Source organism: Bradyrhizobium genosp. A (genome assembly GCF_049949275.1).
Taxonomy (GTDB): domain Bacteria; phylum Pseudomonadota; class Alphaproteobacteria; order Rhizobiales; family Xanthobacteraceae; genus Bradyrhizobium.
Genome location: NZ_CP188196.1, coordinates 5,185,371 through 5,205,695, shown reverse-complemented (window position 1 = coordinate 5,205,695; position 20,325 = coordinate 5,185,371). Strand labels below are relative to the sequence as shown.

27 protein-coding genes and 1 pseudogene are annotated in these 20,325 nt (G+C 63.5%); 26 read left to right on the top strand and 2 right to left on the bottom strand.

Translation table 11 applies throughout. From position 1 onward, the window contains the following. Positions 1-14: 14 nt before the first annotated feature. The 23 genes from rplP (at position 15) to hisC (ending at position 14,012) form a co-directional block, all read left to right on the top strand. On the top strand, positions 15-428 hold the full coding sequence (rplP, locus tag ACP2YP_RS24350; RefSeq protein WP_063982581.1) for a 50S ribosomal protein L16: 414 nt from the start codon (positions 15-17) through the stop codon (positions 426-428). 5 nt (positions 429-433) lie between these two features. Beyond that, entirely contained in the window at positions 434-640 is a 207-nt protein-coding gene (rpmC, locus tag ACP2YP_RS24345; RefSeq protein WP_094895733.1) for a 50S ribosomal protein L29, read from the top strand. Between the two features lie 13 nt (positions 641-653). Then, positions 654-902: a 30S ribosomal protein S17 gene (gene rpsQ / locus ACP2YP_RS24340; protein ID WP_027535298.1), complete on the top strand. Its 249-nt coding sequence runs from the start codon at positions 654-656 to the stop codon at positions 900-902. Positions 903-986: 84 nt separating this feature from the next. After that, positions 987-1,355: a 50S ribosomal protein L14 gene (rplN, locus tag ACP2YP_RS24335; RefSeq protein ID WP_008549246.1), complete on the top strand. Its 369-nt coding sequence runs from the start codon at positions 987-989 to the stop codon at positions 1,353-1,355. After that, complete coding sequence (rplX, locus tag ACP2YP_RS24330) at positions 1,355-1,669, top strand: 50S ribosomal protein L24 (protein WP_426418850.1); 315 nt, start codon at positions 1,355-1,357, stop codon at positions 1,667-1,669. The genes rplN and rplX overlap by 1 nt, the downstream gene beginning before the upstream one ends. Continuing rightward, entirely contained in the window at positions 1,662-2,219 is a 558-nt protein-coding gene (gene rplE, locus ACP2YP_RS24325; protein ID WP_234678973.1) for a 50S ribosomal protein L5, read from the top strand. The genes rplX and rplE overlap by 8 nt, the downstream gene beginning before the upstream one ends. A 46-nt stretch (positions 2,220-2,265) precedes the next feature. Next, positions 2,266-2,571 (top strand): 30S ribosomal protein S14, encoded by a 306-nt coding sequence (gene rpsN / locus ACP2YP_RS24320; RefSeq protein WP_426418849.1) that lies wholly within the window; start codon positions 2,266-2,268, stop codon positions 2,569-2,571. A gap of 14 nt (positions 2,572-2,585) precedes the next feature. Next, complete coding sequence (gene rpsH / locus ACP2YP_RS24315) at positions 2,586-2,984, top strand: 30S ribosomal protein S8 (protein ID WP_426418848.1); 399 nt, start codon at positions 2,586-2,588, stop codon at positions 2,982-2,984. 16 nt (positions 2,985-3,000) lie between these two features. Further along, a complete protein-coding gene (gene rplF / locus ACP2YP_RS24310) occupies positions 3,001-3,534 on the top strand; it encodes a 50S ribosomal protein L6 (protein WP_027549201.1) in 534 nt (177 codons plus the stop codon). An 11-nt stretch (positions 3,535-3,545) separates the two neighbouring features. Next, entirely contained in the window at positions 3,546-3,908 is a 363-nt protein-coding gene (gene rplR / locus ACP2YP_RS24305) for a 50S ribosomal protein L18 (protein ID WP_275194687.1), read from the top strand. A 44-nt stretch (positions 3,909-3,952) separates the two neighbouring features. Further along, positions 3,953-4,543 (top strand): 30S ribosomal protein S5, encoded by a 591-nt coding sequence (gene rpsE, locus ACP2YP_RS24300; RefSeq protein ID WP_426418847.1) that lies wholly within the window; start codon positions 3,953-3,955, stop codon positions 4,541-4,543. A gap of 25 nt (positions 4,544-4,568) precedes the next feature. Next, on the top strand, positions 4,569-4,763 hold the full coding sequence (gene rpmD / locus ACP2YP_RS24295; RefSeq protein ID WP_011088137.1) for a 50S ribosomal protein L30: 195 nt from the start codon (positions 4,569-4,571) through the stop codon (positions 4,761-4,763). Positions 4,764-4,838: 75 nt separating this feature from the next. Beyond that, complete coding sequence (gene rplO / locus ACP2YP_RS24290; RefSeq protein ID WP_426418846.1) at positions 4,839-5,324, top strand: 50S ribosomal protein L15; 486 nt, start codon at positions 4,839-4,841, stop codon at positions 5,322-5,324. A gap of 150 nt (positions 5,325-5,474) precedes the next feature. Then, entirely contained in the window at positions 5,475-6,806 is a 1,332-nt protein-coding gene (gene secY / locus ACP2YP_RS24285) for a preprotein translocase subunit SecY (protein ID WP_426418845.1), read from the top strand. Between the two features lie 13 nt (positions 6,807-6,819). Continuing rightward, positions 6,820-8,025 (top strand): preprotein translocase subunit SecY, encoded by a 1,206-nt coding sequence (locus ACP2YP_RS24280; protein WP_426418844.1) that lies wholly within the window; start codon positions 6,820-6,822, stop codon positions 8,023-8,025. Continuing rightward, a complete protein-coding gene (locus tag ACP2YP_RS24275; protein WP_426418843.1) occupies positions 8,022-8,888 on the top strand; it encodes an adenylate kinase in 867 nt (288 codons plus the stop codon). The genes ACP2YP_RS24280 and ACP2YP_RS24275 overlap by 4 nt, the downstream gene beginning before the upstream one ends. Before the next feature lie 188 nt (positions 8,889-9,076). After that, positions 9,077-9,445: a 30S ribosomal protein S13 gene (gene rpsM, locus ACP2YP_RS24270; protein ID WP_014494511.1), complete on the top strand. Its 369-nt coding sequence runs from the start codon at positions 9,077-9,079 to the stop codon at positions 9,443-9,445. Positions 9,446-9,567: 122 nt separating this feature from the next. Beyond that, positions 9,568-9,957: a 30S ribosomal protein S11 gene (gene rpsK, locus ACP2YP_RS24265; protein WP_007603045.1), complete on the top strand. Its 390-nt coding sequence runs from the start codon at positions 9,568-9,570 to the stop codon at positions 9,955-9,957. Between the two features lie 115 nt (positions 9,958-10,072). After that, positions 10,073-11,101 carry a DNA-directed RNA polymerase subunit alpha gene (locus ACP2YP_RS24260; RefSeq protein ID WP_426418842.1) on the top strand — a complete coding sequence of 343 codons (1,029 nt, stop codon included), beginning with the start codon at positions 10,073-10,075 and terminating at the stop codon, positions 11,099-11,101. A gap of 167 nt (positions 11,102-11,268) precedes the next feature. Next, a complete protein-coding gene (rplQ, locus tag ACP2YP_RS24255) occupies positions 11,269-11,685 on the top strand; it encodes a 50S ribosomal protein L17 (protein WP_027535312.1) in 417 nt (138 codons plus the stop codon). 147 nt (positions 11,686-11,832) lie between these two features. Further along, on the top strand, positions 11,833-12,621 hold the full coding sequence (locus ACP2YP_RS24250) for an SDR family NAD(P)-dependent oxidoreductase (RefSeq protein ID WP_426418841.1): 789 nt from the start codon (positions 11,833-11,835) through the stop codon (positions 12,619-12,621). A gap of 9 nt (positions 12,622-12,630) precedes the next feature. Continuing rightward, positions 12,631-12,930, top strand: a complete 300-nt coding sequence (locus tag ACP2YP_RS24245) for a DUF1330 domain-containing protein (RefSeq protein WP_426418840.1) — start codon at positions 12,631-12,633, stop codon at positions 12,928-12,930. 23 nt (positions 12,931-12,953) lie between these two features. Next, positions 12,954-14,012, top strand: a complete 1,059-nt coding sequence (hisC, locus tag ACP2YP_RS24240; RefSeq protein WP_426418839.1) for a histidinol-phosphate transaminase — start codon at positions 12,954-12,956, stop codon at positions 14,010-14,012. 70 nt (positions 14,013-14,082) lie between these two features. On the opposite strand, the gene ACP2YP_RS24235 is transcribed toward hisC, so the two are convergent. After that, positions 14,083-15,096 (bottom strand): zinc-binding alcohol dehydrogenase family protein, encoded by a 1,014-nt coding sequence (locus ACP2YP_RS24235; protein ID WP_426418838.1) that lies wholly within the window; start codon positions 15,094-15,096, stop codon positions 14,083-14,085. A gap of 121 nt (positions 15,097-15,217) precedes the next feature. On the opposite strand from ACP2YP_RS24235, the pseudogene ACP2YP_RS24230 reads away from it, so the two are divergent. Beyond that, positions 15,218-15,600 (top strand): annotated as a pseudogene (locus tag ACP2YP_RS24230) (winged helix-turn-helix transcriptional regulator). Between the two features lie 42 nt (positions 15,601-15,642). Here the strand turns inward: ACP2YP_RS24230 and ACP2YP_RS24225 are convergent. Next, positions 15,643-17,265 (bottom strand): OprO/OprP family phosphate-selective porin, encoded by a 1,623-nt coding sequence (locus ACP2YP_RS24225; RefSeq protein WP_426418837.1) that lies wholly within the window; start codon positions 17,263-17,265, stop codon positions 15,643-15,645. Positions 17,266-17,580: 315 nt separating this feature from the next. On the opposite strand from ACP2YP_RS24225, the gene ACP2YP_RS24220 reads away from it, so the two are divergent. Then, positions 17,581-18,987, top strand: a complete 1,407-nt coding sequence (locus ACP2YP_RS24220) for a DegQ family serine endoprotease (RefSeq protein WP_426418836.1) — start codon at positions 17,581-17,583, stop codon at positions 18,985-18,987. Then, entirely contained in the window at positions 18,984-20,318 is a 1,335-nt protein-coding gene (locus ACP2YP_RS24215) for a replication-associated recombination protein A (RefSeq protein WP_426418835.1), read from the top strand. Before ACP2YP_RS24220 ends, ACP2YP_RS24215 begins: the two co-directional genes overlap by 4 nt. Positions 20,319-20,325: the final 7 nt, after the last annotated feature.

Sequence of the window (20,325 nt, the reverse complement as noted above, 5' to 3'; positions counted from 1 at the left end):
GAGGGCTTAAAGCCATGATGCAACCTAAGAAAACGAAGTTCCGGAAGGCGCATAAGGGCCGCATCCACGGCGTTGCGTCTTCGGGCGCGACGTTGGCATTCGGCCAGTTCGGCCTGAAGGCCACCGAGCCTGAGCGCGTCACCGCGCGCCAGATCGAGGCCGCCCGCCGCGCGCTGACCCGCCACATGAAGCGTGCCGGCCGCGTCTGGATCCGCGTGTTCCCCGACGTTCCGGTGTCGAAGAAGCCGGCCGAAGTCCGCATGGGCTCCGGCAAGGGTGCGCCGGAACTGTGGGTCGCCCGGGTCAAGCCGGGCCGGGTGCTGTTCGAGATCGACGGCGTCAACACCCAGACGGCGCGTGAAGCGCTGACGCTGGCGGCCGCCAAGCTGCCGATCAAGACGCGCTTCGTCGAGCGCATTGCGGAGTAATGGCCATGGCCCAGATGAAGATCGAAGACATCCGCGCGATGAGCCCCGACCAGCAGGACGACGCCGTCCTGAACCTGAAGAAGGAGCGCTTCAACCTGCGCTTCCAGCGCGCCACCGGGCAGCTCGAGAACACCTCGCGCCTGCGCGAGGCTCGCCGCGACATCGCCCGTATCAAGACCGTCGCCGCGCAGAAGCGCGCGAAAGAGAAGTAAGGGGCTTACGAATATGCCGAAACGTACTTTGCAAGGCGTGGTCGTCAGCGACAAGACTGCCAAGACCGTCGTGGTGCGCGTCGATCGCCGCTTCACGCATCCGATCTACAAGAAGACGATCCGCCGTTCGAAGAACTACCACGCGCACGATGAGAACAACGAGTTCAAGCCGGGCGACATGGTGTGGATCGAGGAATCGAAGCCGATTTCGAAGTTGAAGTCCTGGATCGTGATCCGGGGCGAACACAAGAAAAGCGCCTGATCTGTTGGCTTTGGCCGACTGACTTCAGGGAAATGTTGAGCGCCGGCTAGGCTGGCGCAAAGAGAAAGAGGACGAGGTGCATCAATGATTCAGATGCAGACCAACCTCGACGTGGCCGATAATTCTGGCGCACGCCGTGTCATGTGTATCAAGGTGCTCGGAGGCTCCAAGCGCCGCTACGCCACGATCGGCGACATCATTGTCGTCTCGATCAAGGAAGCGATTCCGCGTGGCAAGGTGAAGAAGGGCGACGTGATGAAGGCCGTCGTGGTGCGTGTCCGCAAGGACATCCGCCGCGCTGACGGTTCGGTCATCCGCTTCGACCGCAACGCCGCCGTCCTGATCAACAACCAGGCCGAGCCGGTCGGTACCCGTATCTTTGGGCCCGTGCCGCGCGAGCTGCGCGCCAAGAACCACATGAAGATCATTTCGCTCGCGCCGGAGGTGTTGTGATGGCTGCGAAGATCCGCAAGGGCGACAAGGTCGTCGTGCTGACCGGTCGCGACAAGGGTCGCACCGGTGAAGTGTTCGAAGTCCGCCCCGACGCCGGCACGGCGCTGGTGCGCGGCATCAACATGGTCAAGCGTCACCAGAAGCAGACGCAGGCCCAGGAGGGCGGCATCATCTCGAAGGAGTCGCCGATCCAACTGTCCAACATCGCGTATGTCGGCAAGGACGGAAAGCCGACGCGCGTCGGATTCAAGATTTTGGCTGACGGCAAGAAGATCCGTATCGCCAAGAGCTCGGGAGCTGAGATCGATGGCTGAGGCCGCTTACACCCCGCGCCTGCGCGCGGAATACGACGCGAAGATCCGCACGGCGATGACCGAGAAGTTCGGTTATGAGAACGTCATGCAGGTGCCGCGCCTGGACAAGATCGTGCTGAACATGGGCGTTGGCGATTCCGTCAACGACCGCAAGAAGGCCGAGACCGCCGCTGCCGAGCTGACCCAGATCGCCGGCCAGAAGGCGATCGTGACCTATTCGCGTATCGCGATCGCGACCTTCAAGCTGCGTGAAAATCAGCCGATCGGCTGCAAGGTCACGCTGCGCAAGGCCCGTATGTACGAGTTCATCGATCGCCTGGTGACGGTCGCGCTGCCGCGCGTCCGCGACTTCCGCGGCCTGAACCCGAAGAGCTTTGACGGCCGCGGCAACTACTCGCTCGGCATCAAGGAGCATATCATTTTCCCCGAGATCGACTTCGACAAGGTCACGGAAGCCCGCGGTATGGACATCACCGTCTGCACCACGGCCAAGACCGACGAAGAGGCGAGGGCCTTGTTGACCGCTTTCAATTTCCCGTTCCGGCAGTGAGACGCTGATCTAAAGCCTCTCAAACGCGGATACCCAGGAGCCAAGCATGGCAAAGAAGAGTTCAGTCGAGAAGAACAACCGGCGCAAGCGGATGGTGAAGAACGCCGCCCCGAAGCGTGAGCGGTTGAAGGCGATCATCGCCGACAAGACGCTGCCGATGGAGGAGCGGTTTGCCGCGACCCTGAAGCTTGCGGAGATGCCGCGCAATTCGTCGGCCACCCGCATCCGTCTGCGTTGCGAGCTGTCGGGCCGCCCGCGCTCGAACTACCGCAAGAGCAAGCTGTCCCGCATCGCGCTCCGCGACCTTGGCTCCAAGGGCATGGTCCCGGGCCTCGTGAAGTCGAGCTGGTAAGGAGGGTCGTTTAGATGTCTACGCACGATCCAATCAGCGATCTGATCACACGTATCCGCAACGCGCAGATGCGCGCCAAGAGCAAGGTCTCCACGCCCGGCTCGAAGATGCGCGAGAACGTCCTCGAGGTGCTCAAGAGCGAGGGCTACATCCGCGGTTACGCCACGCTCGAGCATTCCTCGGGCCGCAACGAGATCGAGATCGAGCTGAAGTATTTCGACGGCGAGCCCGTCATCCGCGAGATCGAACGTGTCTCCAAGCCCGGGCGTCGTGTTTACGCCTCGGTGAAGAACCTGCCGCGGGTCAATAACGGACTCGGTATTTCGGTGTTGTCGACGCCGAAGGGGATCATGGCCGACCACAGTGCGCGTGAAGCGAACGTGGGCGGTGAAGTCCTCTTCACGGTGTTCTGAGAAGGATTTTTGATCCATGTCACGTGTTGGCAAAAGGCCTGTTGCTGTGCCGTCCGGTGTGACCGCGACCGTTGACGGGCAGACCGTCAAGATGAAGGGGCCGAAGGGCCAGCTTCAGTTCGTCGTCCATGACGACGTCGAGGTGAAGCTCGAGAACGGCCAGGTCAAGGTGAACCCGCGGGTCGAGACCAATCGCGCGCGGGCGTTGTACGGCACCGCTCGCGCCCAGGTCGCGAATCTGGTCGAAGGCGTCACCAAGGGCTTCGAGAAGAAGCTCGAAATCACCGGCGTCGGTTACCGCGCCGCAATGCAGGGCAAGAACCTGCAGCTCGCGCTCGGCTACAGCCACGACGTGGTCTATGCGATCCCGGAAGGGATCACGATCACCGTGCCGAAGCCGACCGAGATCACGGTGACGGGCAGCGACATCCAGCGTGTCGGCCAGGTCGCCGCCGAGATTCGCTCCTATCGTCCGCCGGAGCCCTACAAGGGCAAGGGCGTGAAGTATGTTGGCGAATTCATCTTCCGCAAGGAAGGCAAGAAGAAGTAACGGAGCCGGTCATGTCGAAAGCCAAGGTTACGAATGCCCGGCGCAAGCGGAGTGTGCGGCTCAAGTTGCGCCGCTCCGGTGGCGGCCGTCCGCGCCTGTCGGTGTTCCGTTCGTCCAAGCACATCTACGCCCAGGTCATTGATGACCTGAAGGGCGAGACGCTGGCCTCTGCCTCGTCGCTCGAGAAATCGATGCGCGACGGCGGCAAGACCGGCGCCGACATGGATGCGGCGAAGGCGGTCGGGAAGCTGCTGGCCGAGCGGGCAGCGGAGAAGGGCGTCAAGGAAGTCGTGTTCGATCGCGGCAGCTACCTCTACCACGGGCGCGTCAAGGCTCTTGCCGACGCTGCGCGCGAGAGCGGGCTGAGCTTCTAACAGAATTTGAGGATTGAGGCGCAAGCCTCTGAAGGATTGGAAAAATGGCAGAACGCGAACAACGTGGTGGACGCGATCAACGCGGCGGACGTGACCGCCAGCAGCGCGAGGAGCGCGACAGCGAGTTCGTCGACAAGCTCGTCCACATCAACCGCGTGGCCAAGGTCGTCAAGGGCGGCAAGCGCTTCGGTTTTGCAGCGCTGGTCGTGATCGGCGATCAGAAGGGCCGCGCCGGCTTCGGTCACGGCAAGGCGCGCGAGGTGCCTGAGGCGATCCGCAAGGCCACCGAGTCCGCCAAGCGCAACCTGACCCGCGTCTCGCTGCGCGAGGGCCGCACGCTGCATCACGACATCGCCGGCCGTCATGGCGCGGGTCGTGTCTACCTGCGTGCAGCTCCCGCCGGTACCGGCATCATCGCCGGCGGTCCGATGCGCGCCGTGTTCGAGACGCTCGGTGTCCAGGACGTGGTGGCGAAGTCGATCGGCTCGTCGAACCCGTACAACATGGTTCGCGCGACCTTCGATGCGCTGAAGCATCAGGACAGCCCGCGTTCGGTCGCGGCGCGCCGCAACATCAAGGTGTCCACCCTTCAGGGTCGTCGCGTCGGCGGCGATGTCGAGGCGGCTGCGGACTAACGAACGCTTTTCGGAGTAGACCACGATGGCCAAGGCCGCAAAGACGATCAAGCTTGAGCAGACCGGCAGCGCGATCCGCCGCCATCACTCGCAGCGTTCGACGCTGATCGGGCTCAAGCTCAACAAGATCGGCCGCACCAGCGAACTGCCGGATACCCCGGCGGTCCGCGGCATGATCGAAAAGGTTCACCATCTCGTTCGCATTGTCGACGAGAAGTAAAATTGCGCGCATGATCCCGAAAAGTGGATACCGGTTTTCGGACCAGATCATGCGCAAAACACAAGGAGCAGGGCGATGAAGCTCAGCGATATCGCCGACAACGCCGGCTCGCGCAAGAAGCGCATGCGCGTCGGCCGTGGCATTGGTTCGGGCAAGGGCAAGCAGTCCGGCCGCGGTGGCAAGGGCCAGACCGCGCGTTCGGGCGTGCGCATCAAGGGTTTCGAAGGCGGTCAGATGCCGTTGCATCGCCGTCTGCCCAAGCGCGGCTTCAACAACATCTTCCGCGTCGAGTTCGCCGAGATCAATCTCGACCGGCTCCAGGACGCGGTCGATGCCAAGAAGGTCGATGCTGGCAGCGTCGTGAACGTCGAGGTACTGGTGAAGGCCGGCGTGCTCCGCCGCCCCAAGGGTGGTCTGCGGCTGCTCGGCCGTGGCGAGCTCAAGGCCAAGCTCAACATCGAAGTCCATGGCGCCACGAAGACCGCGATCGAAGCGGTCGAGAAGGCCGGCGGCTCGGTGAAGATCCTCGCGCCTGCCAAGGAAGAAGGCGAGGCGGCGTAACAACTGCGTCATTGGCCCGCGCCTCGCGGGCCTTTGCGCATTCGGGACGATGGACTTATCGAAGCCGAAGCCCCAGATAATGTCCGGCGTCCGCTAGGTTAGCCCGGCCGCGGGTATGACGGCGCAAAAGGCGGCGGGAGAAAGTCCAATATGGCCTCAGCAGCGGAACAACTGGCAGCCAACCTCAATTTCGGCGCGTTCGCCAAGGCCGACGAACTGAAGAAGCGCATCTGGTTCACCCTGGGTGCGCTGCTGGTTTATCGGCTCGGCACCTACATCCCGCTGCCCGGCATCGATCCCAACATCTGGGAGCAGGTGTTCCGCTCGCAGGCGGGCGGCATTCTCGGCATGTTCAACATGTTCGCCGGCGGCGGCATCCACCGCATGGCGATCTTCGCGCTGAACATCATGCCGTACATCTCGGCCTCGATCATCATCCAGCTCCTGACCACCGTCTCGCCGCAGCTCGAGGCGCTGAAGAAGGAAGGCGAGGCGGGCCGCAAGACGCTGAACCAGTACACCCGCTATCTCACGGTGATCCTGGCCGCGTTCCAGTCCTACGGCATCGCAGTCGGCCTCGAAGGCGCCGGCAACGTCGTCAGCGACCCCGGCATGTTCTTCCGTCTCTCCACCGCGATCACGCTGACCGGCGGCACCATGTTCCTGATGTGGCTGGGCGAGCAGATCACCTCGCGCGGCATCGGCAACGGCATCTCGCTGATCATTCTCTCCGGCATCGTCGCCGAGCTGCCGGCGGCGCTCGCCAACATGCTCGAGCTCGGCCGTCAGGGCGCGATGTCGACCGGCCTGATCCTGGTCGTGATCGTGATGGCGGTCGCCGTGATCGCCTTCATCGTGTTCATGGAGCGTGCCCAGCGCCGGCTCCTGATCCAGTATCCGAAGCGCCAGGTCGGCAACAAGATGTTCGAGGGCCAGTCCTCGCATCTGCCGCTCAAGCTCAACACCTCCGGCGTGATCCCGCCGATCTTCGCGTCCTCGCTGCTGTTGCTGCCGACCACGGTTGCGAACTTCAACGCGGGCCGTGGGCCGGAATGGTTCCAGTGGATCACCACCCAGCTCGGCCACGGCCGGCCGCTGTTCCTGATCCTCTATCTCGCGCTGATCGTGTTCTTCGCCTTCTTCTACACCGCGATCGTGTTCAACCCGACCGAGACCGCGGACAATCTGAAGAAGCATGGCGGCTTCGTCCCGGGCATCCGTCCGGGCGAGCGCACCGCGGAATATATCGACTACGTGCTGTCGCGCATCACCGTGCTCGGTGCGATTTATCTAGCGATCGTCTGCTTGATCCCGGAAATCCTGATCTCCTATGCCTCGGTGCCGTTCTACTTCGGGGGCACCTCGCTGCTGATCGTGGTCAGCGTCACCATGGACACGGTGGCGCAGGTGCAGGGCTATCTGCTCGCCCATCAGTATGAAGGCCTGATCCGCAAATCGAAGCTCCGGGGCCGCCGCAGGTAGAGCCCTTCGCAAGATGACGACCGAGTTCGCGCGCCGCATCGCTATCACGATCGGCGCGCTTCTCGTTTATAGGCTCGGTTGTCAGATTCCCGTCGCGGGAGTCGCGATCCATAGCGGGCTGGCGACGGACAGGATCGCGCTGCTTTCGATTTTCTCGCTGTCTCTGGTTCCCTATCTGACTGCCGCGATCATCGTCCAGCTTGTTGCTGTGGTGTGGCGCAGGTTGAGGGCGCTCGAACGGTCGGGCGAGGTCGGACGGCGCAAGTTCGCGCGTATCACCCTTGCCCTGACATTACTTCTCGCTGCGTTCCAGGCCTTCGGTATTGCCTTCGCCATGCAGCACATGCCGGGATTGGTCGTCGCGGATCCGGGCGATTGGTTCGTGCTGACCGCGACGGCCTCGCTGGTCGGTGGCGTGTTCTTCCTGGTCTGGCTTAGCGAACAGATCACGCGCCACGGAATCGGCAACGGCCTTGCGCTCATTCTGAGCGTTGGCATCCTTGCTTCGCTACCGTCCGAGGCTGCGACCCTCCTTTCTCAGCTGCGGCGGGGCGCGATCTCCGGCAATCTCTTGCTGGGCAGCACTATCTTCCTGGTCGTGCTGGTCGCCTTGATTGTCTTCATCGAATGCGCGCGGCGAAATGTTCCCGTGCAGTTTGTCGCACGTCGCATCGGGGAGCGCACGCTGCCGTCGAGTTCAGCAGTGCTGCCCATCAAGATCAACAGTGCCGGCTACCTGCTGCCCGTGACCGTAGCGCCCTGGATGATCTCCCTGCCGCTGGCTTTTGCCGGCTTCATCTTTGGTGCCGATGCACCCTGGCTCGAGACTATAGAGGCGCATCTCCAGTTCGGCGAGCAGGCTCACATCGTTCTCGGATCGATCGTCGTGTTCGCGCTCGCCTTCGTCTACACCGCCTTTGTCGTCGACCCCGACCATGCTGCCGAATCGCTTGTCAGGTTGGGCGGCGTGATTCCAAGCGTCATGCCGGGCGAGGCAACGGCCACCTATCTCGACCGCGTGGTGTCGTCGATCACCGTCGTCGGCGCCGCCTATCTGACGGGGATTTCGCTGATTCCGGAGATGTTCTTGGCCTACGGGAATGGGCTACATTACAAAATTGGTGGTGGTGCGGCGCTGATTGTGATTTGCACTATTCTCGATCTTCAAACACAGGTGCGCGACGTATCGCTCACCAATCCGGGGGGCGTACGCCGATGAGAATTATACTTCTGGGACCGCCGGGATCGGGCAAGGGGACCCAGGCGCAGCTGCTGGTGCAGCGCTATGGCATCGTCCAGCTCTCGACCGGCGAAATGTTGCGTGCAGCCGTTGCGGCGGGAACGCCGGTTGGGCTGAAGGCCAAGGAGATCATGGCCAGCGGCGGGCTCGTGCCCGACGAGATCGTGGTGGGGATCATCTCCGATCGTATCGACCAGCCGGACGCGAAGAACGGTTTCATCCTCGACGGTTTCCCCCGCACCGTGCCGCAGGCCGAGGCGCTGGACGAACTGCTCAAGCACAAGCATCTCAAGCTCGATGCGGTGATCGAGCTCCGCGTCAACGAGAGCGCGCTGCTGAGCCGCGTCGAGGCCCGTGTCGCCCAGATGCGGGAGCGCGGGGAGGAGGTCCGGGTCGACGACACCCCGGAGGTCCTGACCAAGCGGTTAGCCAGCTACCGCAGCCAGACTGAACCGCTGATTCACTACTATTCCGAGCGTCGCAAGCTCTCCACCATCGACGGCATGATGGCCATCGACGAGGTCACCCGCGCCATCCACCGCCAGCTGCTGGCGCTCGGCGCGGTTGAACCCAAGAGCCATGCCCGCAGCGCGGCCAAGGCGTCACCTGCCAAGACGGGGGCCAAGCAGGCTAAGGCAGCGAAGAAAACGGCCAAAAGGCCAGCGAAGGCGGCCAAAAAGGCTGCAAAATCGGCTAAATCAGCCAAAAACGCCGTGACGAGCGCCAACAAGGCGACCAAGAAGACAGCCAAGAAAACGGTCAAAAAGACCGCCAAAAAGGCCGTCAAAAAAGGTTCGAAGAAGAGTCCAAAAAAGGTCACGAAAAAGCGAGCCAAGCGCTAGCGGCGGTTGACGAAAGCCCCCTGAATCCCTTAATAAGCCCCGCATCCAAGTCGGATAGTTTCAAACGATGCCGGGCCCCAGGAAGACCAGGGGTGGGCGTCGTGTTCGCGTTTGTGAACACCTGCCCGAGAAACATAAGCACTCAAAGCCCGATTCCTGACGAGGGATCGGCAACAGGAGAGAAGGCCGTGGCCCGTATTGCCGGCGTGAACATTCCGACCAACAAGCGCGTGCTGATCGCGCTCCAGTACATCCATGGCATCGGCCAGAAGATCGCTGGTGAGATCCTCGAAAAAGTGAAGATCCCCGAGGATCGTCGCGTCAATCAGCTCAGCGACGCTGAAGTGCTCCAGATCCGCGAAGTCATCGACCGCGACTATCTCGTCGAGGGCGATCTACGCCGTGAGGTCGGCATCAACATCAAGCGTCTGATGGACCTCGGCTGCTATCGCGGCCTGCGTCATCGTCGCGGTTTGCCGGTGCGCGGTCAGCGGACCCACACCAATGCGCGTACGCGCAAGGGCCCGGCCAAGGCCATCGCCGGCAAGAAGAAGTAAGTTTTCGCATCCAATCGCGGCGTGTGGCGAAACGGGGCGACCCGTTCGCCACGCGCCTTTCGTTCCACAGGTGTAGCCGCTGGCATTACGGCGGCGTTTGAGATCTCCAGGAAAGGTAGTCTATGGGCAAGGAAGCCACCCGCGTTCGTCGTCGTGAGCGCAAGAACATCGCCTCCGGCGTCGCGCACGTGAATTCGTCGTTCAACAACACGACCATCACCATCACCGACGCGCAGGGCAACACGATTGCCTGGTCCTCCGCCGGCACGATGGGCTTCAAGGGCTCGCGCAAGTCGACCCCGTATGCCGCGCAGGTCGCAGCCGAAGACGTGTCCAAGAAGGCGCAGGAACACGGCATGCGCACGCTGGAAGTCGAAGTCGCCGGTCCCGGTTCGGGCCGTGAGTCGGCGCTCCGCGCGCTGCAGGCCGCGGGCTTCACCGTCACCTCGATCCGCGACGTGACCACGATCCCGCACAACGGTTGCCGTCCCCGCAAGCGTCGGCGCGTTTGATACCAAGTTGCGGGCGCGTGGTCGCCCGCAACGACTTTTTGCGAAGCCGCGGGAATGATCTGCGGCCTTTCTCCAACGCCAGTATTTGAGTTTTCAAATCGACTGGCCCGTATGGGTGAAAACAGTGACGATCCAGAAAAATTGGCAAGAACTGATCCGGCCGAACAAGCTCCAGATTCAGCCCGGTACCGATTCGACCCGCTTTGCGACCATCGTCGCCGAGCCGCTCGAGCGTGGCTTCGGCCAGACGCTCGGCAACGCGCTGCGCCGCATCCTGCTCTCCTCGCTCCAGGGCGCGGCGGTGCAGTCGGTGCACATCGACGGCGTGCTGCACGAGTTCTCCTCGATCGCCGGCGTCCGTGAGGACGTCACCGACATCGTGCTGAACATCAAGGACATCGCGATCAAGATGCAGGGCGAAGGCCCCAAGCGCATGGTCGTGAAGAAGCAGGGCCCGGGCGCTGTCACTGCCGGTGACATCCAGACGGTCGGCGACGTCGTGGTGCTCAATCCGGACCTCCAGATCTGCACCCTCGACGAGGGCGCCGAGATCCGCATGGAGTTCACGGTCTCCAGCGGCAAGGGCTACGTGCCCGCCGAGCGCAACCGTCCCGAGGATGCGCCGATCGGCCTGATTCCGGTCGACAGCCTGTACTCGCCGGTCCGTAAGGTCTCCTACAAGGTCGAGAACACCCGTGAGGGCCAGATCCTCGACTACGACAAGCTGACCATGACGATCGAGACCAACGGCGCGCTGACGCCGGATGACTCGGTGGCTTACGCCGCCCGGATCCTGCAGGATCAGCTCAACGTGTTCGTCAACTTCGAAGAGCCGCGCAAGGAAGTCGCCCAGGAGATCATCCCGGACCTCGCCTTCAACCCGGCTTTCCTCAAGAAGGTGGACGAGCTCGAGCTGTCGGTGCGTTCGGCCAACTGCTTGAAGAACGACAACATCGTCTACATCGGCGACCTCGTGCAGAAGTCGGAAGCGGAAATGCTCCGTACCCCGAACTTCGGCCGCAAGTCGCTGAACGAGATCAAGGAAGTGCTGGCCCAGATGGGTCTGCACCTCGGCATGGAAGTGCCGGGCTGGCCGCCGGAGAACATCGACGAGCTCGCCAAGCGCTTCGAGGATCACTACTGAGAATTCGTCGTTCCGGGGCGAGGCGCAAGCATCGAACTCGGAACCTCGAGATTCCGGGTTCGGCTCTGCGCGCCGCCCCGGAATGACGACTGGGCGAACGCAGGCAGCCCACCTGAGCAACATGTCCGACGAACCGTCGCGGCAGTTTTAACGTAAGGAATAGTTACATGCGTCACGGCAAGGTTCATCGGAAGCTCAACCGCACGGCCGAGCACCGCCGCGCGATGTTCGCCAACATGGCGGCCGCGCTGATCAAGCACGAGCAGATCGTCACCACGCTGCCCAAGGCCAAGGAGCTTCGTCCGATCGTCGAGAAGCTCGTGACCCTCGGCAAGAAGGGCGGGCTGTCCATGCGCCGCCAGGCCATCTCCGAGATGCGCGACAAGGACCAGGTCCGGAAGCTGTTCGACGTGCTGGCGCCCCGCTACAAGGATCGCCAGGGCGGCTACACCCGCATCATCAAGGCGGGCTTCCGCTACGGCGACAACGCCGCGATGGCCGTGATCGAGTTCGTCGACCGCGACGTCGATGCCAAGGGCCAGGACTCCGGTCCGGTGCAGGCGAAGGAAGCCGAGGCGGCGTAAGCCGGCCGGTACCGAGATCTTCGAAAGCGGCGCCCCTGGGCGCCGCTTTTTTGTTGGCCGCGACGAGATCCTCACGCGTCGGTGAGCGGCGATTGCACCCACCTGTGCAGCGCACGATATCCGCTTCAACATCAATGGAGATGATTCATGAAGATCGACCTTTCCGGAAAGACCGCCCTCGTGACCGGCTCGACCGCCGGCATCGGCCATGCCATCGCCAAGGGCCTCGCCGGCTCGGGGGCGAGCGTGGTGATCAACGGGCGCGGCCAGGACAAGGTCGATGCGGCCGTGCGCAAGCTGGAGGGGACCGGCGCCAAGGTGCGCGGCATTGCCGCCGACGTCTCGACCGCTGCAGGCTGCAACGCGCTGGTGGCGGCGCTGCCCCAAATCGACATCCTCATCAACAATGCCGGCATCTTCGAGCCGAAGGATTTTTTTGAGATTCCGGACGAGGACTGGAGCCGCCTCTTCGAGGTCAACGTGATGAGCGGCGTGCGGCTGTCGCGCGCCTATATGAAGGGCATGCTCAAGCGAAACTGGGGCCGCATCGTCTTCATCTCATCGGAGTCCGGGCTCAACATTCCCGTCGAGATGATCCACTACGGCATGAGCAAGACGGCCCAGCTCGCGGTCGCGCGCGGGCTGGCGCAGCTCACCCGCGGCACAGGCGTCACGGTGAACTCGGTCCTGCCCGGCCCGACCATGTCCGAGGGCGTCGAGACTTTTGTGAAGGATCTCGCCAAGCAGAACGGCCAGTCGGTCGATGAAGCCGCCGCCAATTTCGTCAAGCAGCATCGCCCGAGCTCGCTGATCCAGCGTTTTGCCAGTGTCGACGAGATCGCCAACATGGTGGTCTACGTCGCCTCAAAGGAGGCGTCTGCAACCAATGGTGCGGCGCTGCGCGCGGAAGGCGGCATCGTCAATACCATTGCGTAGGAGCAGCACATGACGGCTTATGTGATCTCCGAAGTCGAGATGCGCGACCCCGATGGCTTTGAAGCCTATCGCGCGCTCGCCGCGAAGACGATCGCGCAATACGGCGGGCATTATCTCGTCCGTGGCGGCAAGGCGGAGCTGGCGGAAGGCAACCTTCCGCCGAAGGCCATCGTCATCGTCGAATTTCCGTCGATGGCGAGGCTGAAGGAATGGTACGCTTCGCCGGAATATGCCGAGGCGTTGAAGATCCGCGCCGGTGCGCTGGAGCGGCGGCTGCTGTTCGTCGAGGGCGCGACGGCGACGACTTAGATTGCGGGAGTCCGGGCAGAGAAATGAGCCGTTTCTGGAGCAGCTTGACGCATGATTTGAAGCCCTACGTCCCGGGTGAACAGCCGCGTATGGCGGACCTGGTCAAGCTGAACACCAATGAGAACCCGCTCGGTCCGTCGCCGCGTGCGCTGGAGGCGATCCGCGACGCGGCAACCGACACGCTGCGTCTTTATCCGGACCCGCAGGCGACCGCGCTGCGGGTCGCCCTGGCCGCCTATCACAGCGTCAAACCCGAGCAGGTGTTCGTCGGCAACGGCTCCGACGAGGTGCTGGCGCATGCCTTCGTCGCCCTGCTGAAGCATGATGCACCGCTGCTGTTTCCCGATATCACCTATAGTTTCTACCCTGTCTATTGCCGTTTGTTCGGTATTGCCTACGAGACCGTGCCGCTCGATCAGGCCATGCAAATCCGCGTCGCCGACTATCGCCGGCCGGCCGGCGCGATCATCATCCCAAATCCGAACGCGCCGACGGGGATCGCACTGTCTCGCGCCGAGATCACAACACTGCTGGAGGAGCATCCGGATGTGCCTGTGGTCGTTGACGAGGCCTATGTCGATTTCGGCGCCGAGACGGCGATTTCGCTGGTGGCTTCCCATCGGAATCTCCTGGTCGTGCAGACCATGTCCAAGTCGCGTGCGCTGGCCGGGCTTCGGGTCGGGTATGCGATCGGCGATGCCGATCTGATCGATGCACTGGCTCGCGTGAAGGACAGCTTCAATTCATATCCGCTCGGCCGGCCCGCCCAGGCCGGCGCGATCGCCTCGCTGGAGGACGACGGCTATTTCCAGCAGAGCCGTCTTCGCGTGATCGAGGGCAGGGAGCGGCTGACCCGCGGACTGAAGGGAGCAGGCTTCGAGGTGCTGCCGTCCCTGGCCAACTTCGTGTTCGCGCGGCATCCCGCGCATGAAGGTGCCGCGCTTGCGGCGGCGCTGCGGGAGCAGGCGGTGATCGTCCGCCACTTTTCCGCGGCTCGCATCTCGGACTATCTGCGGATCACCGTCGGCACGGATGAGCAGATCGACCGTCTGTTGTCGGCCTTGTCCACGATATTGAGATAGCGACCACGGAAGCTCGAAGAAAGGTGGGCACAGTGCAAGTGCACTTTTGCCCACTCTACGAGGCCTCAGCCTACCACCCCTCCAGCACGATCTTGCCGCGCGACTTGCCGCTCTCAAGCAGGGCGTGCGCGCGCTTGAGGTTGGCTGCGTTGATCGTGCCAAAGGTCTGGTCGAGCGTGGTGCGCAGCACGCCCTTGTCGATGAGGTCGGCGACGTCGTTGAGCAAATGATGCTGAGCGATCATGTCGGGCGTCTGGAACGAAGAGCGCGTGAACATCGATTCCCAATGCACCGAGATCGCCTTACCCTTGAACGTGCTCATGGTGAATTCCGGGGGATCGTCGATCAGGCCGAACCGGCCCTGCGGCGCCATGAACTCGGCGATCGATTTGTAGTGTTGATCGGTGAAGGTGAGGCTCGCCACCAGCGCGACCGGCGGCAGCTTCAGTTTTTCGATCTGCTCTTTCATCGGCTTGCCGTGATCGATCACGGCATGCGCGCCGAGATCGAGGCACCACTTCTGCGATTCCGGTCGCGTCGCGGTCGCAACCACGGTGAGGCCGGTGAGACGGCGCGCGAGCTGGATCAGGATCGAGCCGACACCGCCGGCGCCGCCGGTGATCAGCAGTGTACGCGGATCGACGCTCTTGCCGGGGACCGCGCCGAGGCGGTCGAACAGCAATTCCCAGGCGGTGATGGAGGTGAGGGGGAGGGCCGCGGCCTGCGCGAACGAGAGCGATTTCGGCTTGTTGCCGACGATGCGTTCGTCGACCAGATGGAATTCGGAGTTGGTGCCCTGGCGCAGGATCGAGCCCGCGTAAAACACCTCGTCGCCGGGCTTGAACAGCGTGACCTCGGGCCCGACGGCATCGACCACGCCGGCCGCGTCGTAGCCCAAAATCTTGGTCTCGCCCTCGGGCGGCGCGGCGCGCTTGCGCACTTTGTAATCGACCGGGTTGGCCGAGATCGCCTTCACCGCAACACGTATGTCGCGTCCCTTGGGATCTGGCTTGGCGGTCTCGAAATCGATCAGCGCGTCCTGATCCTCGATCGGAAGCGATTTCTTGTAGCCGACGGCCTTCATGGCTTGTCTCCATCAGATGGCGTATTCGCCTGCCGCTCTAACTGCCGCCCTGGCTCCCATCTGGCAAGTACTGTAAATTCGGGGATATAGTCCCTGTTTGGATACTATTGGGAAAACACGCATGAAACGGCGCAATTTTGCCCGTCGTCCCGGCTGCTCGGTCGAGGCGACGCTGGACCTGATCGACGGCAAGTGGAAGGGCGTGATCCTCTATCACCTCCAGAGCGGCACCCAGCGCTTCGGCGAACTGCGCCGCATGATGCCCGGCATCACCCAGCGCATGCTGACCAAACAACTTCGCGCGCTCGAGGAGGACAAGCTCGTCATCCGCAAGGTCTATGCCGAAGTGCCGCCGCGGGTCGAATACACGCTCTCCGAACTCGGCGAAGCTTGCGCCCGGTGATCGACATTCTGAAAGCCTGGGGCGAGGGTCATCAGCAGCGGCTGTCCTGCGCGCCGGCGCCTGTAGCCGAGCCCGTCAAGAAGTCGAAGCGCGCGGCTTAAGTAATCCGGGAGCAGCTCGCGCCGCTCCCGGATGAAATCGCCTCAGAACGCGAACTGCGTACGCATCGCCACGGCGTCGAAGTTCGAGCCCGTATTCGCGAATGCCGCCGGCGGCAGCGTCTGTTTGGAGACGTTGCCGTGCAGATAGTCGAGCATGAAGCGGACATTCCCGTTGACATACCAGTTCAGCGCCAGCGTGTAGACCGTCTGCCGTCCGCCAGCGATGCCCGTGGCAGTCGTAAGCTTGTCGTTGAGATCGACCGTGGAGAACCGGCCCGCGATCTCCCAGGCACCCCAACCGCCGCCGTCCAGCGAGAACGGATGCGCCGGCTTGACGCCGTTATAGGCGGCATTGGCTGCATTGTAGGTGTGGGTTTCACCCGTCAGCACGTAGCCGGCTTGGGCATAGCCGCCCTGGAATTGCACGCTCGGCGCCCCGATCGGCGGCAGGCCGGTGTTCGCACTGCGATCGACATTGTACCAGAAATATTCGCCCTGGAGGATCAGCGGTCCATAGGTCGCCGCCGCTTCGGCGCTGTAGACCTGAACACCGGAGGCGTTGGCGATTGCGGCCGTCGTCGCCAGCACGGTCGGGTCGATCCGCAGCTCGGGCCGGTCGCTGAGCGTCACCGTCTGGACGCGCGTGCCCGCCGTCGAAAGACTGCGCGCCGGTTGGATCAGCCACTGCGCGTCGGCGCCGAGATGGATCGAGTAGTCGTTGCCGCTGACGACCTGGCCGGCGACGCGGGCAACCGCGCCGTACTGTTCGGTGCTGCTCGGCACCGCAGTGCCTTCCTCGTGGGCCGTACCCGTGGTCGGACCAGTCACGTAAGCGCCCGCCCAGAACACGTCATTCCACCAGCGCGCACCGGCGGCGGAGCGGAAGTCGCCGGCCGCGATATTGGTCGCGATGACGCCCGACGAGGCGCGCTCCATGAACATGATGTCGTTGGAGCTCGTGGCCTCGTCGAGGGTGTAGGGCAGGTCCATGATGCCGGCTTCGATCGCCATCTTGCCGCCGAATGGCTTCAGCCCGGTGTAGCTGAGGTAGGCGTTCTCGATTCCGGACGTGCCACCGCCCGGGAGTGAGCCGGCTGCAGCGCCGCCAAAGCCGTCCGACGAGCCGCCGAAATCGTAGATCAGCGCGAAATTCCAATCGTTGAAGAACTTGCCGACGACGCCGATGCGTGCGCGGCGGACGTTCTCGCCGCTGTCGAGCTTCTGCGGCGAGGTTGACGCCGAGTTGGGGCGATAGTCGTAGCCGCCGACATCCCAATGCACGCGGCTGGTGATGGCGACGCAGTTGGCCTGATCCGCGGTGCAGATCGTCGGCCGGTTGTTCGGCATCGTTACGATCACGCCGGACAACGGCGGCGCGCCTTTGACTGGATACGCTGCGTTGGCGTTGGCGACGACCGCCTTCGCCTCGGAGCGTGCTTCGGCTTTCGCTTCAGCCTTTGCTTCTGCCCTGGTCTTCGCCGTGGCCGCCGTGTTCGCTGCGGTCTGGTTCTGCAGCTTGTCGAGCTTCTGCTCCATCATCTTCAGCTGCTGCTTGAGGAGAGCGATCTCCTGGTCGCTATTGCTTGCCGATTGTGCATGCGCCCCCGACGCCGCAAACGTGCCGGCGATACCCAGCGTTGCAGCTATGAATGTTTTCCTGGTCACGTCGTCCACTCCGTTTGCCGACCAACTTCCCCAAGTCGCAACGGGAGAGCCTAAGAATGATCCATGACCGTCCCGCGACAGCGCGCCACGGCTGCGATGGTTCCTACTGATGTAATTTCGTCGCAGCCGAATCCGTCTCCGCACAGCATGCAGGATGATGCGCGTCATGCCAATGAGCGGCGCCCGCAAATTGTCATTTTGTACGCGGGGCTTGCGTTCGGGCCACACCTGACAGAGGTCGAATATTGCCCCCTCGCGCCCTTCTATTGAGGGGCGAACGCGCCTATATTCCGGCGTCTTTTCCGAGAGGTAGGAATGTTTCGATCGATCTGGACCGCCGTCATCACGGCAATGTGCATGGCCTTCGCAGGTAATGTCGATCCGGCCTCGGCGCAGGACCGTCGCGTCCCGTCGTCGCCGGCCGAACTGCGGCTGTCCTATGCGCCGATTGTGCAGCGGGTGCAGCCGGCGGTCGTCAACGTCTATGCCGCCAAGGTGGTCCAGAACCGCAATCCGCTGCTGGATGACCCGATCTTCCGGCGTTTCTTCGGCGTACCGGGCCAGCAGCAGGAGCAGGTGCAGCGGTCGCTGGGTTCGGGGGTGATCGTCGATTCCTCCGGGCTCGTCGTCACCAACGTCCATGTCATCGAGGGCGCCGACCAGATGAAGGTGTCGCTGTCGGACAAGCGCGAGTTCGAGGCCGAGATCGTGCTGAAGGACTCCCGCAGCGATCTCGCGGTGCTGCGCCTGAAGGACACCAAGGAAAAGTTTCCGGCGCTCGAATTCACCAATTCGGATGAGCTGATGGTCGGCGACGTCGTCATGGCGATCGGCAACCCCTTCGGCGTCGGCCAGACCGTGACCCACGGCATCATCTCGGCGCTCGCGCGCACGCAAGTCGGCATCACCGACTACCAGTTCTTCATCCAGACCGACGCCGCGATCAATCCAGGCAATTCCGGCGGCGCGCTGGTCGACATGAACGGCCGGCTCGCCGGCATCAACACCGCGATCTACTCGCGCTCCGGCGGCTCGCAAGGCATCGGCTTTGCGATTCCCGCCAACATGGTGCGCGTCGTCGTTGCCTCCGCCAAGAGCGGCGGCACGGCGGTGAAGCGGCCATGGCTCGGTGCGAAGCTGCAGGCGGTGACGCCGGAGATCGCCGAGAGCCTCGGCTTGCGTTCGCCGACCGGCGCGCTGGTCGCGAGCGTCGTTCCCAACGGTCCTGCGGCAAAGGCCGGGTTGAAATCATCCGACCTCATCACCGGGATCGACGGCCAGGCCGTGGACGATCCCAACGCGTTCGACTACCGCTTTGCCACCCGTCCGCTCGGCGGCACGGCGCAGATCGACGCGCAGCGCGGCGGCAGGCCGCTCAAGCTGGCGATCGCGCTCGAGACCGCGCCGGATACCGGCCGCAATGAGCTCGTCCTCACCGCGCGCTCGCCGTTCCAGGGCGCGAAGGTCTCGACCATCACGCCGGCGCTTGCCGACGAGCTGCATCTCGACGCCGACACCGAGGGCGTCGTGATCACCGATCTCGGCGGCGACAGCGCGGCGGCGAGCGTCGGCTTCCAGAAGGGCGACATCATTCTGGCGGTCAACAACCAGAAGATCGGCAGGACCGGCGACCTCGAAAAGGCGGCGGGCACAAGCCAGCGGCTCTGGCGCATCACGCTGGTGCGCGGCGGCCAACAGATCAATGTCACGCTGGGCGGATGAGTCCGAAGCGACCACAGGAGACGCCAACTCTCTTTGCCGCGGCGGGGCTCGATCACGAGGCCCCGCATCCGCTGCCGGACCGGCTGCGGCCGCGTGCGCTGTCGGAGGTCGTCGGCCAGGATCACATCCTCGGCCCCGACGGTGCGCTGACGCGCATGCTGGAGACGCGCACGCTGGGATCGCTGGTGTTTTGGGGGCCGCCGGGCACCGGCAAGACCACGGTGGCGCGGCTGCTGGCGGATGCGACCGATCTGCATTTCGAGCAGATATCGGCGGTATTCTCCGGCGTCGCCGATCTGAAGAAGGCATTCGATGCCGCGCGGGCCCGCCGCGAGATGGGCAAGGGCACGCTGCTGTTCGTCGACGAGGTGCATCGCTTCAACCGCGCCCAGCAGGATTCGTTTCTGCCTGTCATGGAGGATGGCACCGTCGTCATGGTCGGCGCCACCACCGAAAACCCGTCCTTCGAGCTCAACGCGGCGCTTCTGTCCCGCGCGCGCGTCCTGGTGTTTCGCTCGCTCGATGCCGCCGCGATCGAAAAATTGTTCGCGCATGCCGAGGAGGTCGAAGGCCACAAGCTGCCGCTCGATGAAGAGGCGCGTGCCGTGCTGGTACGGATGGCCGATGGCGACGGCCGCGCGTCGCTGACGCTCGCCGAAGAGGTCTGGCGTTCGGCGCGGGCGGACGAGATTTTCAATGCCGCGCAGTTGCAGGACATCCTGCAACGCCGCGCGCCGATTTACGACAAATCGGCCGACGGCCACTACAATCTGATCTCGGCGCTGCATAAGTCGGTGCGTGGCTCCGACCCCGATGCCGCGCTGTATTATCTCGCACGCATGCTCGATGCCGGCGAGGATCCGCTGTTCCTGGCGCGTCGCGTCGTGCGCATGGCGGTCGAGGACATCGGCCTTGCCGATCCGCAGGCGCTCGTCATTGCCAATGCGGCGAAGGACGCCTTCGACTTCCTCGGCCATCCCGAGGGCGAGCTCGCGATCGCGCAGGCGGTGGTCTATCTCGCCACCGCGCCGAAATCGAACGCGGTCTATATGGCGTTCGGCACGGCGATGCAGGTCGCAAAACAGGCCGGTTCGCTGCTGCCGCCAAAGCACATCCTGAATTCGCCGACCAAGCTGATGAAGTCGGAGGGCTACGGCGCAGCTTACGAATACGACCACGACGCCCCCGACGCCTTCTCCGGCCAGGACTACTTTCCGGAAGCCCTGGGCCGCCAGACCTTCTACGACCCGCCCGAGCGTGGTTTCGAGCGCGAGATCAGGAAGCGGCTGGATTACTGGGCCAAGCTGCGCAAGGAGCGGGGCGGGGGATAGGCCTTGC

Coding starts and splice junctions, on each gene's coding strand:
- rplR (WP_275194687.1), top strand. CDS start 3,546: ATGTCGAAAGCCAAGGTTACGAATGCCCGGCGCAAGCGGAGTGTGCGG.
- hisC (WP_426418839.1), top strand. CDS start 12,954: ATGAGCCGTTTCTGGAGCAGCTTGACGCATGATTTGAAGCCCTACGTC.
- rpmC (WP_094895733.1), top strand. CDS start 434: ATGGCCCAGATGAAGATCGAAGACATCCGCGCGATGAGCCCCGACCAG.
- ACP2YP_RS24250 (WP_426418841.1), top strand. CDS start 11,833: ATGAAGATCGACCTTTCCGGAAAGACCGCCCTCGTGACCGGCTCGACC.
- ACP2YP_RS24215 (WP_426418835.1), top strand. CDS start 18,984: ATGAGTCCGAAGCGACCACAGGAGACGCCAACTCTCTTTGCCGCGGCG.
- ACP2YP_RS24235 (WP_426418838.1), bottom strand. CDS start 15,096: ATGAAGGCCGTCGGCTACAAGAAATCGCTTCCGATCGAGGATCAGGAC.
- rplP (WP_063982581.1), top strand. CDS start 15: ATGATGCAACCTAAGAAAACGAAGTTCCGGAAGGCGCATAAGGGCCGC.
- rpsK (WP_007603045.1), top strand. CDS start 9,568: ATGGGCAAGGAAGCCACCCGCGTTCGTCGTCGTGAGCGCAAGAACATC.
- rpmD (WP_011088137.1), top strand. CDS start 4,569: ATGGCCAAGGCCGCAAAGACGATCAAGCTTGAGCAGACCGGCAGCGCG.
- rplQ (WP_027535312.1), top strand. CDS start 11,269: ATGCGTCACGGCAAGGTTCATCGGAAGCTCAACCGCACGGCCGAGCAC.
- rpsN (WP_426418849.1), top strand. CDS start 2,266: ATGGCAAAGAAGAGTTCAGTCGAGAAGAACAACCGGCGCAAGCGGATG.
- ACP2YP_RS24220 (WP_426418836.1), top strand. CDS start 17,581: ATGTTTCGATCGATCTGGACCGCCGTCATCACGGCAATGTGCATGGCC.
- secY (WP_426418845.1), top strand. CDS start 5,475: ATGGCCTCAGCAGCGGAACAACTGGCAGCCAACCTCAATTTCGGCGCG.
- rplO (WP_426418846.1), top strand. CDS start 4,839: ATGAAGCTCAGCGATATCGCCGACAACGCCGGCTCGCGCAAGAAGCGC.
- ACP2YP_RS24280 (WP_426418844.1), top strand. CDS start 6,820: ATGACGACCGAGTTCGCGCGCCGCATCGCTATCACGATCGGCGCGCTT.
- rplN (WP_008549246.1), top strand. CDS start 987: ATGATTCAGATGCAGACCAACCTCGACGTGGCCGATAATTCTGGCGCA.
- rplF (WP_027549201.1), top strand. CDS start 3,001: ATGTCACGTGTTGGCAAAAGGCCTGTTGCTGTGCCGTCCGGTGTGACC.
- rplX (WP_426418850.1), top strand. CDS start 1,355: ATGGCTGCGAAGATCCGCAAGGGCGACAAGGTCGTCGTGCTGACCGGT.
- rplE (WP_234678973.1), top strand. CDS start 1,662: ATGGCTGAGGCCGCTTACACCCCGCGCCTGCGCGCGGAATACGACGCG.
- ACP2YP_RS24245 (WP_426418840.1), top strand. CDS start 12,631: ATGACGGCTTATGTGATCTCCGAAGTCGAGATGCGCGACCCCGATGGC.
- rpsH (WP_426418848.1), top strand. CDS start 2,586: ATGTCTACGCACGATCCAATCAGCGATCTGATCACACGTATCCGCAAC.
- ACP2YP_RS24275 (WP_426418843.1), top strand. CDS start 8,022: ATGAGAATTATACTTCTGGGACCGCCGGGATCGGGCAAGGGGACCCAG.
- rpsQ (WP_027535298.1), top strand. CDS start 654: ATGCCGAAACGTACTTTGCAAGGCGTGGTCGTCAGCGACAAGACTGCC.
- rpsE (WP_426418847.1), top strand. CDS start 3,953: ATGGCAGAACGCGAACAACGTGGTGGACGCGATCAACGCGGCGGACGT.